Below are 14,774 nucleotides of genomic sequence, written 5' to 3' on the forward strand. Positions count from 1 at the left end.
GTGAGCGCTGTCACTGCAAACGTCAGCCTGCGGGAGGAAACCACCGCCCGATGGGGTGAGCCTGCGACCATCAGTCGGGCGAACCGAGGTACCGCGCGATCGCCTGAGCGCGGTTCACGGCCCCGAGCTTGCGCAGGATGTGGCGGACATGGGACTTCACCGTGCTCGCCGAGATGACCAGCTCGCTCGCGATCATGGGGTTGGTCGCCCCCACGGCCATCAGCTCGAGCACGTCACGCTCCCGGCTGGTGAGGGGCTCCTCGGTGACCTCTGCCAAGGTTCCGGCACCGCTCTCAACGGCCTGCGGGCCAACGACCTCGTCCAGGACACCGCCCAGGAGGGGCCCGCACAGCGGGCCGCCTTCGTCGATACCATCCGGAACCAGATCCCCGCTCGGGGAGCTCAGCAAATGTTGTGTCGACGCCAGAGCGTCGTGCAGACGCGTTCGTTGCGCGCGGTACTCCTCGGCGAGAAGGAGCCGCTCGTAGATGAGACCGAACCCCTGCGCAAATGTCCAGAGCACGTCTCGGTCGACGCCATCGCAGCGTTTCGAGACCGGCCCGTGGTCCGCATGGAGGAGCGCCACGACCTCCCCGCGCACCACCACAGGCGCGACCACGTACGAGCCGGAACGGCCCGCATCGATGATCATGGGCCGATAGACTCTCGATCTGGCAGTGTCCTCGACGAGTACGGGCTGGTGGTCGTGCACCACCCGGGTCTCGACCAGCATCTCGTCCAGCTCGATCGGCCTGTCGATCCATGTCTCGAGCCACTCCGATTCGGAGCGCCCCGTGACGAAGCGGCCGGTCATAGGTCGCCAGGTCGCGTGCTCGACACGTGAGAGGACCGCGCGCCCGAAGGCACAGCACTCGACGAGTTCGGCACATGCGTCGCCGACCAGCCGGCGAGACGTCGGGACCGCGTTCAGTCGCCTCACGGCGCTGCAGGTGTCGATCAGCCGCTGCGCGTGGACCGCAGCATCGTTCTGATCGACGGCGCCCGTGATCGCATCGATCTCGCGGCCGAGGTCCCACTCGGTAGCGTCGACATCACCTACCGCCTGACGGTCCGCCAGGTCCAAGATCCTGGCTCCCAGCACATGCTCGCTGGAGCACCCTGAAGGTCGCGGCTCGGAACGAGCCCGCTCGCCCAGCCTCATGAGGCGAGTCCCTGCTGCTCCAACTGCTTGAACCTGAACACTGCCTCGGCGCGGTTCGCGGCCGGGAGCTTGTGCAGGATGTGCTTGACGTGCGACTTCACGGTGCTCTCCGAGAGCACCAGTGCCGAGGCGATCTGAGTGTTCGTGGCGCCGGTGGCGATCAACCGCAGGACGCCCAACTCGCGCGACGTGAGCCCGGAGGTGGTCGTCATCACCGACTCCGGGGTGGCCCGCCGACGGACAGGTGCTTTCGGCTCCGCCTGTCGCAAGGTAGGTCTGACTGTCGAGACCAGCTGCGAGGCGGCCGCGCTCAGGGCGGCCGCGGCCGCCTCGCTCTGCGCTCGGAGACGATCTGCCGCGATGCAGCGCTCGTACTGCAGCCCGAAGATCCCGGCGAAGGTCGCTAGCAGGACACGGTCGGTCTCCCCGAGTGGACGGCCGGTCGTGAAGCTGTCGGCGTGGAGGAAGCCGGACACCCGATCCGAGATGACGATCGGGGCAACCACGTACGACCGCGAGTGGGAGAGCTCACCCATCACGCTCGAGGAATGGGATCTCGGCCTGGGACGGTCGACGAGCAGCGTCTGCCGCCGCCTCAGCACCTCGGTCTCCACCAGGGACCCACTGAGCGGGATCGACAGCCCCACAAGGCTCTCGGCGAGCACGGTGTTGACGGGATCGTCTTCACCCTTCGTGATCGCCAGGGCATGGGGTGTCCAGACGGATCCGGTGACTCGGGAGAGCATCGCGCGGTCCAACCCGCCAGCCTCACAGATCAGCCATGGCGCCAGCTCGACAAGGCTCCCCAGCGACCCGACGGTCGCCATCGATGCGGCCTTCTCCACCACCGCGGACAACCGCGCCGAGGAACCGGCCGGATCCTCGAGCTCGGGCCATGTGACGCTGCCGCCGACAACCGTTTGTGTGGTCACTGCCCACCCACCCTTTTGTGTATCGCGATTCACTATCTCAGCAATTGTTGCGACATCAGTCACATTCGTCAAGGTTCGTGGCGCCCCTCATAGGCGGCCAGGGGTCCCAGGCGTCGCAATCGGAGATGTGAACCCGCGATCACATCGAGGATCGGCGACCGACCAGGGCGCGCGCACTCGGGTGTCGACGTTCTGGTGCTACCGGACCGAGGCGACTCCACCGCGGTTGGCGCGGGTTCGAACGTCAGCCCCTGGGAGGAAACCGGTGTCCGATGGGATGAACCGGTCATCGCCACTCTCGCAACAGCGCTGAACCGCAGCTACGTTGTGGCCCAGATCACCTCTCATGATCGAAGGTTCCCGGAAGCAGAGGGCTGCAATGACACAGGACGAAACGACATACGATGGACCACGAACCAGCCGGCGTACGCTGCTCGGCTATCTAGTGGCGGCTCCGACCCTGTCGGTGGCCGTGTCGCTCGGCCTGGAGCAGCGCGCGGCGGCCAAGGTGATCACCCCGCCGGGGGTCGCGGACATCATGGATCTGAGCGACGCTCAGCTCTTGGCGGTCGCGCCGACGGCCAACTTGATCTCGCTCGACCTGCGCGAGGACGGCACCGTGCACTTCGCCCTGCCGAGGATGGAGGTCGGCCAGGGGATCACGACCTCGACGGCCATGATCATCGCCGACGAGCTCGACATCGGCCTGGACAAGATCGAGATCACCCTCGCCGATGCGCGCCCTGAACTGCTGATGAATCAGTTGACAGGCGGCAGCAACACCACGATGACGACGTACCTCCCGATCCGCACAGCGGCCGCGATCGCGCGCAGGCGGCTGCTGGACGCGGCCTCGACCATGCTCGGCGGCGACGTGCCCCTCGCTGCATTGAAGACCGTCGATGGGAAGGTGCTCGCGCCGAACGGGGTGGAGATCTCCTACGGCGAGCTGGCGGCCTCAGCCTCGGTGGACGAGACCGTCGAGGTCGAGGCACAACTCAAGGAGCCCGCCGAGTTCACCGTCATCGGCACACCACGCAACCGGATCGACGCGCGCGCCGCAGTGACCGGACGCAAGCAGTTCACGATGGACATGGACGTGCCCGGGGCCCTGCCGACGATGCTGTGCCGGCCACCCACGCTCAACGGCAAAGTGGACTCGGTGCGCAACCGAGCGGCCGTGCTGGACATGCCGGGGGTCACCCACGTCGCGGAGATCCCTACCGGGGTGGCGGTGCGAGCCGAGACCTTCGGCCAGTGCATCGACGCCATCCGCGCCCTCGACGTCACCTGGGGTCCGGGCCCGGTCGACGGGCTCAGCGACGCCGACATCCTGGAACGGGTACGTCGCGCGGAGATCCCCCTGGCCGTCCCGAAGGTGCCGCTGCTGGCCAAGACCGTGGAGACGAACTCGACCTTCTGGTTCCGCTCGAACTCCGCGCTGGAGACCAACTGCGCGATCGCCGACGTACGCCCCGGTCGCGCCACGGTGTGGGGCGGCTTCAAGGCGCCGATCGTCGCGCAGGAGCGGATCGCCGAGATCCTCGGGCTGCCACCGACATCGGTGACGATCCATGTCGTGACCGGTGGCGGCTCGTTCGGGCGCAAGGTCTTCCCAGACGCTGCCGTGGAGGCCGCGCAGGCGAGCAAAGCGATGGGGGTGCCGGTGAAGCTGATGTGGCACCGCGCCGACGACTCGCGTCAGGGCCGGGTGCACCCCATGGCCACCACGCGGATCCGGGCGACCGTGCTGGCGGGGGAGGTGCTGACCTGGGAGCTTCGACACACTGGCGTCAAGAACGACTTCACCCACGGGTTCGGCGACGTCCTCACGGCGACCGCCCCGCGGCTGCCGGTCGCCGACCTCGGCTTCTCCGAGACCGTTTTCGCACTGACCCAGGCCTACCACTACGACTTCGGCGTCAGCACACAGCTGCTCAACGAGATCGATCTCGGCTTCACCACCGGCGCCATGCGCAACATCTACTCCCCCGACGTCGCCACGGCTCGTGAGCTCACCGTTGACAAGATCGCCGCGGCCGTCGGGAAGGATCCCTACCGATTCCGACAGGCCTTCGTCCGCGAGCAGCGTGCGAAGACGGTGCTCGACGCGGTCGCACAGCAGGGACACTGGGGCCGGGCGATGCCGGCGGGCACGGCCCAGGGCATCGCGATCAACAACGAGTACCACAGCTTCTCCGCCTGCCTCGTCGAGATCGACTGCCGTCCTGAGACAGTCAACCGAAAGGTACGTGAGGGGGTGACCGGCCCGCGCGTCACGAAGGTCGTGATTGGTGTGGATGCCGGTCTCGTGGTCAACCCCCGCGGTCTGGACGCCCAGATGATGAGCGGCGCCATGGACGGCATCGCCCAGACGCTCACGTCCAGCCTGCACCTGCGTGACGGCTACTTCCTCGAGGCCAGCTGGGACAACTACGCCTACACCCGCGAGTGGAACACGCCACCGACCGTCGAGGTCATCATCGTCCCGAACGACTCCGAGGACCCAGGCGGCGCCGGCGAGCTCGCCGTGGCCGCATCGATGGCGGCCACCGCGAACGCCTACGCGCGGGCGACCGGCAAGACGCCGACGGAGTTCCCTATCAACCACCACGACCCGTCGCACTTCGAGGTCAAGCCGACCATCCCGCCCGTGCCGCAGTCTCCGACTGACGGTCTGACCTACCTCCAGGAGTGAGCAGATGCCCACCCACACCTTCATCGTCAACGGCAAGCGAGTCAGTGTCGATGTCGCCGACAACGTACGCCTGCTCTGGGTGCTCCGTGACCTGCTGGGGGTCACCGGCCCGAAGTACGGCTGCGGCATCAACGTCTGCAAGGCCTGTACCTCCCACATCAACGGCAAGGCCTTCAACCCCTGCTCGGTGCAGGTCAAGGACATCGGCTCCGACGACGAGATCACGACCATCGAGGGCCTGCCCGAGACCGTCGGCGCCGACCTGCACCCCATGCAGGAGGCCTGGCTCGACGAGGACGTCGCCCAGTGCGGCTACTGCCAGCCGGGCCAGATCATGGCCGCCGTCGACCTGGTCCGTCGGGTCAAGGCCGAGGGCCGCGATATCACCGACGACGACCTCGACGGTCTGCGCAACATCTGCCGCTGCGGCACCTACCCTCGCTTGCGTGAGGCGATCAAGACGGGCGCCGCCAGGATGTGACCCGCGCGGCGACACGTCGGCATCAACCTCGCGCGAAGGACCTGCGCCGGTGTAGGAAGCGCCACCTTGTTCGGGCCGAGCCGCTCACAGCGGCACCCGCGCCGGCCCTTCCACACCGCTCATGCGGCCGGAAGCGATGGATCCGAGACGGGCTCGCTGGCAGCATCCTCTTGATCCAGACAACCTGGGTATGAGCGGGGTCGGCGTACGTCGTCTCGTCGGCGATAGCGAAAACGGCAGTGCACGCGATGACGATGTCGCCGGCTGTCGAGTGGGGGACGTACGGAATTCGGGTGAACGCGCTCGCACCGGGACCATCCCCACCAAACTACGCCTGGGAGATGGGGAGGACCAGCGACGCCGAGCGCGCCGCCATCGCGCTCGACGAGCTGAGGAGGATGCAGCTCGCGACCCGCTACCTCGACCTGAGACTTCGAACCGAGTCGGTGCACGCCCTGCACAAATCACTACGCCGGCTGCGCACGGCCAACACCGTTTACGAGCTCGTGGCCGACGTTCCGCACGAGGCCGCCAAGATGGACTTCGACCGCACGCTGTTCTCCTGGCTCGACAACCGGCGCTGGGTTCCGGCAGCCTTCCACATCAACAGCGGCCCGGAGGAGGCTCGCGCCGTCGGAGGCGGGCAGTCCCTACCACCCGATCGGAGACCTGCTCAAGGGCGAGACGGTGCGCAACGACGTCCGACGATCGTGCGCAACGCACTCGACCATCCGCGGGTCCATTCACGCATCCAGTCCGTCATGCACTCCCACGCCTATGTCGCCGCCCCCGGTCCTGGCACCCACCGGCGTTGTCGCCTTCGTCAGCGCTGACCAGAGCACCGAGACCGACACCGTCGACGACTTCGGCCGGGACCTGGTGGCCGTGTTCAGCGCAGGCGTCGGCCTCGTTCTCGAACGAGTGATGATCGGTGAACCGGACCAGGGCTGGAACCATCTGATGCGCGGCCTGGGGGTCGAGCGCCTCATCATCGCGGTGTTCAGTATTGGAAACGGCCGACGAGCACTCCTCTACGACGTCGCCCAGGCTGTCGACGACGGTCACGAGGAAAGCCTCGCGAAGGAGTCGTCGATGGCCAAGATGCGGGCTACCGAGGACGCAAAGCGGGCCGCGCTCGAAGGCATGCAGCTCATGGGTGGCGCCGGCTACGCGCGCGAGTTCGGAATGGAGTACCAGGTCCGTCGTGCCCTGGCCCCGCCGATCTTCGGCGGCACGAACGAGATCCAGCGGGAGATCATCGCCAAGAGCCTGTTCTGATGAGATCGTCGACAGAATCGGCGGTTCCTGTGGGCATTCTGCTCGGGGTGCTGGAAGCCCTGCCTGCTGCACCGCTGCTCTCGAGGATCTGTCGGATCTGGTCGAGCCAGTCCCCAGTCCCCGAGAGCAGCGGTGTTCGGCAGCATGCTGGGCAAGTCGTTCAGTCGTCGAATGAGTACTCGGCCGCAGCGTCCGAGGTGTAGTCCTGTGCCTTGGGCGTGATGCCCATCGGAGACCCGTCGATGTCGACGGCGTAGATCGTGCTGGTACGCGGCGGCTCGCGTTCCTCCGGCGCGCCCCACCCGTAGTCACCGAACATGCCGTCGGCGGTGATCGTATCCAGGCTGTTCATCGCCTCGATGAGCCCGTCACGGGAGAGGTCGCCACGTTCGACGGCTGCCTCGAGCACTTGGTGCGTCGCGCGGGCCTGTGTCCAGCCGACAGTGAGGTACCAGTCAGCCGGGGTGTCGGGGGAATACTTCTCCAGGGCCGCAATCATGTCGCCCATTCCCTTGGAAGCCGACTTGTCCCAGGAGCCGCCCTCGGCGAGGATCACGAGGTTCTTCTCCGCGTAGTCCTTCAGGTCGCCCTCGAAGAGTGGCTTCAGCCAGGTCGGGGACTGTCCCAGCCACTGCGGCTCGAAGCCTACCTGGGCAGCCTTGCCCAGCGCTCCTGCCGTGTCTGCAGGCGTCGCGGTGAGCAGAACGGCGTCGCAGCCGGCGCCCTTGAGCTGGTTGATGTGGGTCGTGTAGTCCGTCGTCCCCAGGGTGAACTGCACCTGCTTGCCGAGCTTGATCCCGTGCTGCTCGGCGACGAACGCCAAGCCGTCGCGGCCCGTGGCACCGTACGCGTCGTCCTGGGTCAGCGAGCAGATCGTCTCGCCTTCTCCGCCGCCCTCGGTGAGGTACCAGTCCACGCCGTTCACGACCTGGATCTGGTATGGCCCACCCCAGGGCAGCAGGTTCTGCTCGCGAACCCAGAAGGAGTCGAGGGACGCAGGCGAGGCAACGATGCCGTCCTGCGCAAGGTCCGGGAGGAGCGAGCTCACCACCTGCGTGCCCAGGAGCTGCACGTACATGGACACCTCGTCCTTGGTGGCCTGGTACTCCTGGGCCGCGGTCGTCGACTCGTACTTGCTGTCACGCACCAGCACCTCGACCGGGTACTTGCCGGCGATACCGCCCGACTCGTTGATCATGTCGAAGTAGATCTGGTTGCCGACAGTGACCGGGTTGCCGATCACGGCGACGCGGCCACTGGTCGGGGTGAGTGCCCCGACCGTGATGGTGGTGCCGTCGAAGCCGGGCGCCTCTGCCGGCGCTCCCGCAGAGCCCTGCCCCCCGGAGCTTCCGCTCCCGGAATCGGCCCGGCCACAGGCCGCGAGGGCCGCCAGGCAGAGGGCAGTGATGGTGATCCCCGCCGTGGTACGGCGGCGTAGATGTTGCATGGTGACGCTCCTCATGAATTGTGTGGTGTCGGGACAGCGCTTGCGATGGGAAGTCAGTAGGCGAACGGCCAGCCCTGGAACCAGGTCCGGACCCTCGCCCACAACGCGGCGAGCCCCCGTGGCTCGAGCAGCAGGAAGACGATGATGAGACCTCCGAAGAGGACCCCGTTGAGCTCGCCGGTGCTCATCCAGCCGCGCTCGACCGGGATGCCCAGGATCGGCATCGCGGCGCCCTCATTGGCGATGAGGCGCTGCCCGTAGACCACGAGCAGGGCCCCCAGGATCGACCCGTGGACGGTGCCGAGGCCGCCCAGGATGATGATCGCGACGAAGGTGATCGACATGAACAGACCGTGGATACCGGAGAGCTCCTGGTAGTCGATGGCGCCCAGACCGAGCGCGTAGATGACGCCGGCTGCCGCCGCCATGGCGCTGGCCACGGCGAAGGCGCCGATCTTGGTGCGGCCCGGCTCCACGCCGATGACCTCGGCCGCCAGATCACGATCTCGAACTGCCTGCATCGCGCGGCCGACCCGGCTGCGGGTCAGGTTGTGCGCCACCACCGCCGCCAGCGCCACGAGTGCCCAGGTGAGCCAGAACATCGACTGCTCACGGGTATACAGCGCGCTACCCAGGTCGAGACCGGCGCCGAAGTCGAGCGGGCCGATCGCCACCGCGGCGTCGCGGGTGGGTGCGGTTCCACGGACGGGCCGGGTCAAGCTCTCCCAGTTGCGCAGGACATGCTCCGACACGAAGACGAGGCCGATGGTCACTATCACGAGGTAGTTTCCGCGCAGTCGCAGCGCGAATGGCCCGATCACCGCGCCGGCGACGAGTCCGAGGACGATCGCCGTGGCGAAGTAGGCCAGGAACGGCCAGCCGCGTCCATCACCGAGGTACGAGGTGCAGTAGGCGCCAATGGCGACGAAGGCGGCGTGGCCCAGGCTCACCTGGCCGGTCAGTCCAATCAACAGATTGAGGCCGATGGCGCCGATCGCGAAGGCCCCACAAAGGATCAGGGTGCCCAGTGTCGCGTCGGAGATCAGGACCGGCAGAGCAAAGAACACGGCAACGAGTACGACCGAGAAGGCGATGCGCCAGGGGCCGCGAATCGTCCTCAGGTCCGCCGCATGACTGAGTGTCATGTTCCGGTACGGACGTCCCCGGCGCTTGGACGCGTGGGACAAGGTCATTGTCGACATCAGATTCGCCTCACTTCGGGCTCACCGAACAGCCCATACGGCCGCACGAGCAGGATGATGACCATCACGGCGAACGGCGCCACACGGTCGAAGCCGGACCCCAGCCAGGCGGCGTACTCCGGCTGGAGAAGTGCTGTCAGCTGCTGGATGAGTCCGATGAGCAGGCCGCCGACAACGGCGCCGACGGGTGATTCGAGCCCACCGACGATCATGGCGGGGAAGGCGACGAAGGCGACGGCACCGAGTGATGGGCCGACCGAGCCCGCACCCGATGAGAGCATGGCGCCCGCCAGGGTGCCCAGAGCGCCCGCGGTGGCCCAGGCAGCCAGATGGACCCGGCGTGCGTCGATGCCGGTGGCCAGGGCGGCCTCCTGGTCGTCGGCCGTGGCCCGCATTCCGAGGCCGAGGCTGGAGTATCGGAAGAACAGGAAGAAGGCACCGACTGCAGCGGACGTCACGCCGATGGTCCACAGGTCCGCGACGGCGAGATTGACCGATCCGAGGTCGACCGTCTTGGAGCCCCACGGATCCGGCAGGTCCCGGTCCTCTGGCCCCCAGATCGCGGAGGTGACGTTGTCGAAGACGTACAGCACCCCGATCGTCATCATGATGATCGAGAACGGCCTCTCCCCCAAGAGGCGTTGCAGCAGGGCGGTTTGGAGTGCCGTGCCGATGAGTGCGCCGGCCACCATCGCGAGCGGAAGTGCCAGGTAGAAGTTAACGCCCCACTCAGCGGCGAGCTGCCAGGTGATGAACCCGCCGAGAAGGACGAAGCTCGCGTGGGCGAAGTTCAGGACGCGCGTCGCCTTGAAGACGATGACGAATCCGAGCGCTACAAGTGCGTACTTTGCGCCGACGGCGATCCCCGAGAACAGTGTCTCGATGAGGGCCTCGGTGCCCACGCCCGTCGTACTCATGTGTAGAGCTCCTCGATCAGGGAGGCGTAAGTCGCCTCGATGGACCGCCGCTTGACCTTCTGTGTCGCGGTCACCTCGCCCTCCTCGGTGTCCAGCTCCCTGGGGAGCATGGCGAAGCGCTTGACCGTCTCGACCTGCGCGAACGACTGGTTGACCTCCTCGACCCAATGGCCGACGAGCTCCACGACCGCAGGGTTGGCCGAGAGATCCGTGTAGGTGGTGAACGGGATACCTCGCGACTGCGCCCACGCGCCGACGGTGTCCAGCTCGATGCCGATCAGTGCGGTGAGGTACTTGCGACGGTCGCCGATGACGATCGCCTCCCGCACGTGGGGCGAGACCTTGAGCTTGTTCTCGATCTCGGACGGGCTGATGTTCTTCCCGCCGGCGGTGATGATGATGTCTTTCATCCGGTCGACGATCCGGATCATCCCGTCGTCATCGACCACACCGACGTCGCCGGTGTGCAGCCATCCGTCAGCGTCGATCGCAGCCGAGGTGGCCTCCTGATCCTTGAAGTAGCCGAGGAACGTCGCGGGCCCGCGCGTGAGGATCTCGCCGGTGCCGGGGTCCAGCCGCAGCTCGGTCTCGGGAACGGCACGACCGACAGTGCCGAGCCGCACGTTGTCGACGGCGACGATCGAGCCTTGGGCGGTGTTCTCGGTCTGGCCGTAGCCCTCGACGACCGGGATGCCGATCGACCAGAAGTATTCGAGGACCTCGGGGGCGATCGGGGCCGCACCCGACACCGCGCTGCGACAACGGCTGAGGCCGAGCTTCTCCCGCAGTGGCCGATAGAGCATCAGCCAGCCGAATCCGTACAGCATGCGGTCCACAGGACCGAGCCGGCCGCGCGCCCACCGCCGCCGCGCTATGCCGCGACCGATGCTGAGCCACAAGCGGTAGTTGCTTCGCTTCAGCAAGCCGGCGTCGCCGATCTTGATCGTCGCGGAGGCCATCATCTTCTCCCAGACGCGCGGCACACCCAAGAAGAAGGTCGGCTGGACCTCACGCAGGTCCTGGTTGAAGGTGTCGGAGTCCTCGCCGAAGTTCACGACGTAATCGGAGGCCAGCGCGCACACGACCGAGACCAGCCGTTCGGCGACGTGACACAGGGGCAGGTAGGAGAGGACCTCGTCCCCCGGCGCCACGCCGAAGGACGACTCCCCGTTGCGGGAAGCGGCGACGAGGTTGGCGTGGCTGAGCATGGCGCCCTTCGGCGGGCCGGTCGTCCCCGACGTGTAGACGATGGTCGCCGGCAGCGCCGGGTCGAGTTCTGCCACCGCTGCCGCCAGGTCCGTCAGCAGGTCGTCGGATGACCTCCGACCCTCGGCCTCGAGGTCGTCGAACGACATCAGCATCGAGTCGGCGAGATCCACTCCCCGCGGATCGATGATGACGATGTTGCGCAGGCTCACCAGCCCGGAACGTACGGCGGCGGTCTTGTCGTACTGCTCCTCGTCCTCGGCGATCAGGACGACCGACTCGGAGTGCTCCAAGAGGTAGGCGACCTCGTCCGCAGCAGCCGTGGGATACAGGCCGACGGTAACGGCTCCGATGGCCTGGATACCCATGTCGGCGATGACCCACGCCGGTCGGTTGCCGGCATGGACCGCCACTCGGTCACCGGGCTGCACGCCGAGGCGGCGCAACCCCATCCCGATGGCGGCGGCCCGCTCGGCGTACTCTCCCCACGTGTAGCTGCGCCACACGCCCAAGTGCTTCTTGCGGAGGGCGACCTGGCGCGGGGAGCGGAGCGCTCGATAGAGCAGCGCAGCGGGCAGCGTCGAGATCGTGTCCGGTTCGACAGCGGCGGCTGGAGGTCGAACGTGGGCGGACAGGCTCATGCCGCACCTCCGAGGTATGCGGCGACCACGCCCGGGTGCGACGTGACGTCATTCGGGACACCCGTGGTGATCGGGGTGCCGAAGTCGAGCACCATCACGCGGTCGGCAAGATCCATGACGAGCCGCATGTCGTGCTCGACCAGGATCATCGCGACGCCCAGAAGCCGACGCAGCTCGACGATGTAGCGAGCCATGTCCTCCGACTCCTCGAGGTTCATGCCGGCCACCGGCTCGTCGAGGAGCAACACCTTCGGTTGCATCGCAAGGGCCCGGCCCAGCTCGATCCGCTTCTGGACGCCGTATGGAAGCGTTCCGACCGCTTGCCGACGGAACGGCGTGAGCGCAAGAAGCTCGATGATCTCCTCGACCACCATCCGGTGTGCGAGCTCCTCGCCGCGGGCCCGGCCGAACCAGAGCGCACCACTCAGGAAGCCTGTGCGCATGAGCGAGTGGCGACCCAGCAGAAGGTTCTCGACGACATCGAGGTCTGGGAACAGTCCCAGGTTCTGGAAGGTGCGCCCGATGCCGTGTCGTACCGTCTGGGCCGGACGCATGCCGACGAGCTCGCGTCCGTCGATCTTGATGCTGCCGGCCTCGGGCCGGTAGGCCGCGGAGAGACAGTTGAAGATCGAGGTCTTCCCGGCGCCGTTGGGGCCGATGATCGCGAACAACTCACCGCGATTCACATCGAAGCTGACATCGTTGAGGACGGTGACACCACCGAACTTCAGCCGCAGATTGGCGACCTCGAGCAGCGGGCGTCCCTCCGTCGAGGGCGGCGTCATGAGCGTTTCGAGTCTCGTGGTGGGCATGTCAGGTTCCCCAGTTCTTGCGGCGTCGATAGGTCTTCACGTCGCGGTATGACCGCTCGGCGTGCTCGCCGCCGCCGAGATAGAAGTCCGCCACGTTGCGGTCGGACATGAGCGCGGCAGCAGAGCCCTCACTCACGATCCGGCCGTGCTCGAGGACGTAGGCGTGGTTGGCGATCGAGAGGGCCATGGTCGCGTTCTGCTCCACCAACAGAACGCTGGTCCCCTGCCCGTTGATGGAGACGATGGCGTCCCGGATCTGTTCGACCACGCGCGGCGCGAGACCCAGGGACGGCTCGTCGAGCAGGAGCAACGTGGGTCCGGACATCAGCGCTCGGCCGATGGCGAGCATCTGCTGCTCACCCCCGCTCAGATATCCCGCGATGTCGCGTCGGCGCTTGGCGAGAACCGGGAACATGTCGAGCAGCCGGTCGAAGGTCTCGCTCGCAGTGGTGCCCTTTGCTCCGATCGCCCCGGCCCGGAGGTTCTCCTCCACTGACAAGGACTGGAAGATGCGCCGTCCCTCCATCACTTGCGCCAGCCCCCGGGTGACACGGTGTGAAGGGCTCAGGCTCGTCACGTCTGCGCCTGCAAAGCCAACGCTCCCTTTGGTGATGTCGCCACGGTGGAAGTCCAGCAACCCGGAGATGGCCCGCAGGAGTGTCGTCTTGCCCGCGCCGTTGGCACCAAGGAGAGCCACCACGGAGCCGGTCGGAACCGAGACGGAGATACCGCGCAGCACCAGGACGGCGTCGTTGTAGACGACCTCGAGATTCGAGACCACCAGTTCCCCCGCCTCGGCGGCGATCGGCCTCTCGGACGGCGTAGCCATCGTGGTTCGGCGGGTCACGTCATCTCCCGATGAGCTGGCGGGCAACGAAGCCCTGACTGAGGCCCGAGCCCGGAGCATCAATGTAAACCGCCAATCACTAACTGACAAGACTCTCAAGGACAAATCGTGATTCCGGTCACTTTCGGATCTCTGCCTATCGCGACACCGACCACATCGCCGAGGGCACCCTCCCCACAACACCGCGCCGCGGTGCACACTGGCGCCATGACCAACGAGACCCGGCGGCAACGCGACCCCGACCGCAAGGCGCGCATCCTGGCCGCAGCCGCGGACCTGGCCGGACGCACGAGCTTCCATGACGTATCGATGGCCGACATCGGCGCGGAGGCCGGGATCGTGGGCTCGGGCATCTATAGGCACTTCGACAGCAAGACATCGATCCTCATCGCCTTGCTGGATCGCGTGATGAACCGAATCAGCTCCGGCGCCGAGGACATCGCCAAGGTCACCACCGACGACAGCGAGACACTGTCTGCGCTGGTCAGCGACCATATTCGGATCGCCATCGATGATCGCAACGTCTTGGCGGTCTACCACCGCGAGGTCGACAACCTCCCCGAGGAGGACCGTCGGAGACTGCGCCGGCTGCAACGGCTGTACATCGAGGAATGGGTCCACGTCCTCGCTCCGCTGCGATCCGATCTGACCGACCAGGAGGCGCGCCTCACGGTCCACGCCGCCATCGGCGCCATCCAGTCGATCTTGAACTTCAACCCCGAACTGCCGGATGACCGGCTCACCGAACTGCTCAGCCAGATGGCCCACGCCTGCCTCGGCGTGGATCCGGCCCGGACGCCTCGGGGCTGATCTGGCGAGCACCGGCCCCGGCGGAGTCACGTCCCGGCGCCTCTTCTGGTCACGGGCGGGCGTCCCAATCCAGTATGACCCTCGTCATCCCAAGTGATTGGCCTTTCACTCCAGAATCATGTAGGTCCTCCGGGCTCAGACGCCGGAGGAGCACACGCTCGACCACACCAACAGGACCGCAGCGGAAGGACATCGACGACGATCAAGGATGAAAGGCGCGAGAGCTTCGATGCCGCCGACCACCTCGATGACGTCGTGAGGTCGCCGGCCTCGTCGCCATCAATACCTTCGGCTGGACACTCCGCGGGATGGTCCGCCTAGCCTTGCTCGTCTTCGGATCA

13 protein-coding genes are annotated in these 14,774 nt (G+C 66.8%); 5 read left to right on the top strand and 8 right to left on the bottom strand.

What is annotated here, in order from left to right; translation table 11 throughout:
* Positions 1–70: 70 nt before the first annotated feature.
* Positions 71–1,084 carry a helix-turn-helix transcriptional regulator gene (locus BJ988_RS14345; protein WP_050800654.1) on the bottom strand — a complete coding sequence of 338 codons (1,014 nt, stop codon included), beginning with the start codon at positions 1,082–1,084 and terminating at the stop codon, positions 71–73.
* Between the two features lie 74 nt (positions 1,085–1,158).
* Entirely contained in the window at positions 1,159–2,094 is a 936-nt protein-coding gene (locus BJ988_RS14350) for a LuxR C-terminal-related transcriptional regulator (protein ID WP_179658592.1), read from the bottom strand.
* A 379-nt stretch (positions 2,095–2,473) separates the two neighbouring features.
* On the opposite strand from BJ988_RS14350, the gene BJ988_RS14355 reads away from it, so the two are divergent.
* From BJ988_RS14355 to BJ988_RS14370, 4 genes are all read left to right on the top strand, one after another.
* On the top strand, positions 2,474–4,792 hold the full coding sequence (locus BJ988_RS14355) for a molybdopterin cofactor-binding domain-containing protein (RefSeq protein WP_008357851.1): 2,319 nt from the start codon (positions 2,474–2,476) through the stop codon (positions 4,790–4,792).
* A gap of 4 nt (positions 4,793–4,796) precedes the next feature.
* Positions 4,797–5,273 carry a (2Fe-2S)-binding protein gene (locus BJ988_RS14360; protein WP_008357853.1) on the top strand — a complete coding sequence of 159 codons (477 nt, stop codon included), beginning with the start codon at positions 4,797–4,799 and terminating at the stop codon, positions 5,271–5,273.
* Between the two features lie 224 nt (positions 5,274–5,497).
* Positions 5,498–6,106 carry an SDR family oxidoreductase gene (locus BJ988_RS14365; RefSeq protein WP_343051842.1) on the top strand — a complete coding sequence of 203 codons (609 nt, stop codon included), beginning with the start codon at positions 5,498–5,500 and terminating at the stop codon, positions 6,104–6,106.
* Positions 6,051–6,551: an acyl-CoA dehydrogenase family protein gene (locus tag BJ988_RS14370; RefSeq protein WP_008357858.1), complete on the top strand. Its 501-nt coding sequence runs from the start codon at positions 6,051–6,053 to the stop codon at positions 6,549–6,551. Before BJ988_RS14365 ends, BJ988_RS14370 begins: the two co-directional genes overlap by 56 nt.
* 160 nt (positions 6,552–6,711) lie before the next feature.
* Here the strand turns inward: BJ988_RS14370 and BJ988_RS14375 are convergent, their stop codons facing one another.
* From BJ988_RS14375 to BJ988_RS14400, 6 genes are read right to left on the bottom strand one after another with little or no spacing between them, the layout of a single operon-like run.
* Positions 6,712–7,998, bottom strand: coding sequence for an ABC transporter substrate-binding protein (locus BJ988_RS14375; RefSeq protein WP_008357860.1), 1,287 nt, complete (start codon positions 7,996–7,998; stop codon positions 6,712–6,714).
* A gap of 53 nt (positions 7,999–8,051) precedes the next feature.
* Entirely contained in the window at positions 8,052–9,143 is a 1,092-nt protein-coding gene (locus BJ988_RS14380) for a branched-chain amino acid ABC transporter permease (RefSeq protein WP_008357862.1), read from the bottom strand.
* A gap of 56 nt (positions 9,144–9,199) precedes the next feature.
* On the bottom strand, positions 9,200–10,117 hold the full coding sequence (locus tag BJ988_RS14385) for a branched-chain amino acid ABC transporter permease (protein WP_040755028.1): 918 nt from the start codon (positions 10,115–10,117) through the stop codon (positions 9,200–9,202).
* Entirely contained in the window at positions 10,114–11,964 is a 1,851-nt protein-coding gene (locus BJ988_RS14390) for an AMP-dependent synthetase/ligase (protein WP_008357866.1), read from the bottom strand. The genes BJ988_RS14385 and BJ988_RS14390 overlap by 4 nt, the downstream gene beginning before the upstream one ends.
* Complete coding sequence (locus BJ988_RS14395) at positions 11,961–12,776, bottom strand: ABC transporter ATP-binding protein (protein WP_179658593.1); 816 nt, start codon at positions 12,774–12,776, stop codon at positions 11,961–11,963. Before BJ988_RS14395 ends, BJ988_RS14390 begins: the two co-directional genes overlap by 4 nt.
* A 1-nt stretch (position 12,777) precedes the next feature.
* Positions 12,778–13,623, bottom strand: coding sequence for an ABC transporter ATP-binding protein (locus BJ988_RS14400; RefSeq protein WP_425490862.1), 846 nt, complete (start codon positions 13,621–13,623; stop codon positions 12,778–12,780).
* Positions 13,624–13,830: 207 nt separating this feature from the next.
* Between BJ988_RS14400 and BJ988_RS14405 the strand changes: the two genes are divergently transcribed.
* Entirely contained in the window at positions 13,831–14,433 is a 603-nt protein-coding gene (locus BJ988_RS14405) for a TetR/AcrR family transcriptional regulator (RefSeq protein ID WP_179658594.1), read from the top strand.
* Positions 14,434–14,774: the final 341 nt, after the last annotated feature.

This window comes from Nocardioides panzhihuensis (assembly GCF_013408335.1).
GTDB classification, from domain to species: Bacteria; Actinomycetota; Actinomycetes; order Propionibacteriales; family Nocardioidaceae; genus Nocardioides; species Nocardioides panzhihuensis.

What these genes read in the sequence shown, in the direction of transcription:
- BJ988_RS14355 (WP_008357851.1), top strand. Translation starts at nt 2,474, where the DNA reads ATGACACAGGACGAAACGACATACGATGGACCACGAACCAGCCGGCGT.
- BJ988_RS14360 (WP_008357853.1), top strand. Translation starts at nt 4,797, where the DNA reads ATGCCCACCCACACCTTCATCGTCAACGGCAAGCGAGTCAGTGTCGAT.
- BJ988_RS14370 (WP_008357858.1), top strand. Translation starts at nt 6,051, where the DNA reads ATGTCGCCGCCCCCGGTCCTGGCACCCACCGGCGTTGTCGCCTTCGTC.
- BJ988_RS14375 (WP_008357860.1), bottom strand. Translation starts at nt 7,998, where the DNA reads ATGCAACATCTACGCCGCCGTACCACGGCGGGGATCACCATCACTGCC.
- BJ988_RS14380 (WP_008357862.1), bottom strand. Translation starts at nt 9,143, where the DNA reads ATGACACTCAGTCATGCGGCGGACCTGAGGACGATTCGCGGCCCCTGG.
- BJ988_RS14385 (WP_040755028.1), bottom strand. Translation starts at nt 10,117, where the DNA reads ATGAGTACGACGGGCGTGGGCACCGAGGCCCTCATCGAGACACTGTTC.
- BJ988_RS14390 (WP_008357866.1), bottom strand. Translation starts at nt 11,964, where the DNA reads ATGAGCCTGTCCGCCCACGTTCGACCTCCAGCCGCCGCTGTCGAACCG.
- BJ988_RS14395 (WP_179658593.1), bottom strand. Translation starts at nt 12,776, where the DNA reads ATGCCCACCACGAGACTCGAAACGCTCATGACGCCGCCCTCGACGGAG.
- BJ988_RS14405 (WP_179658594.1), top strand. Translation starts at nt 13,831, where the DNA reads ATGACCAACGAGACCCGGCGGCAACGCGACCCCGACCGCAAGGCGCGC.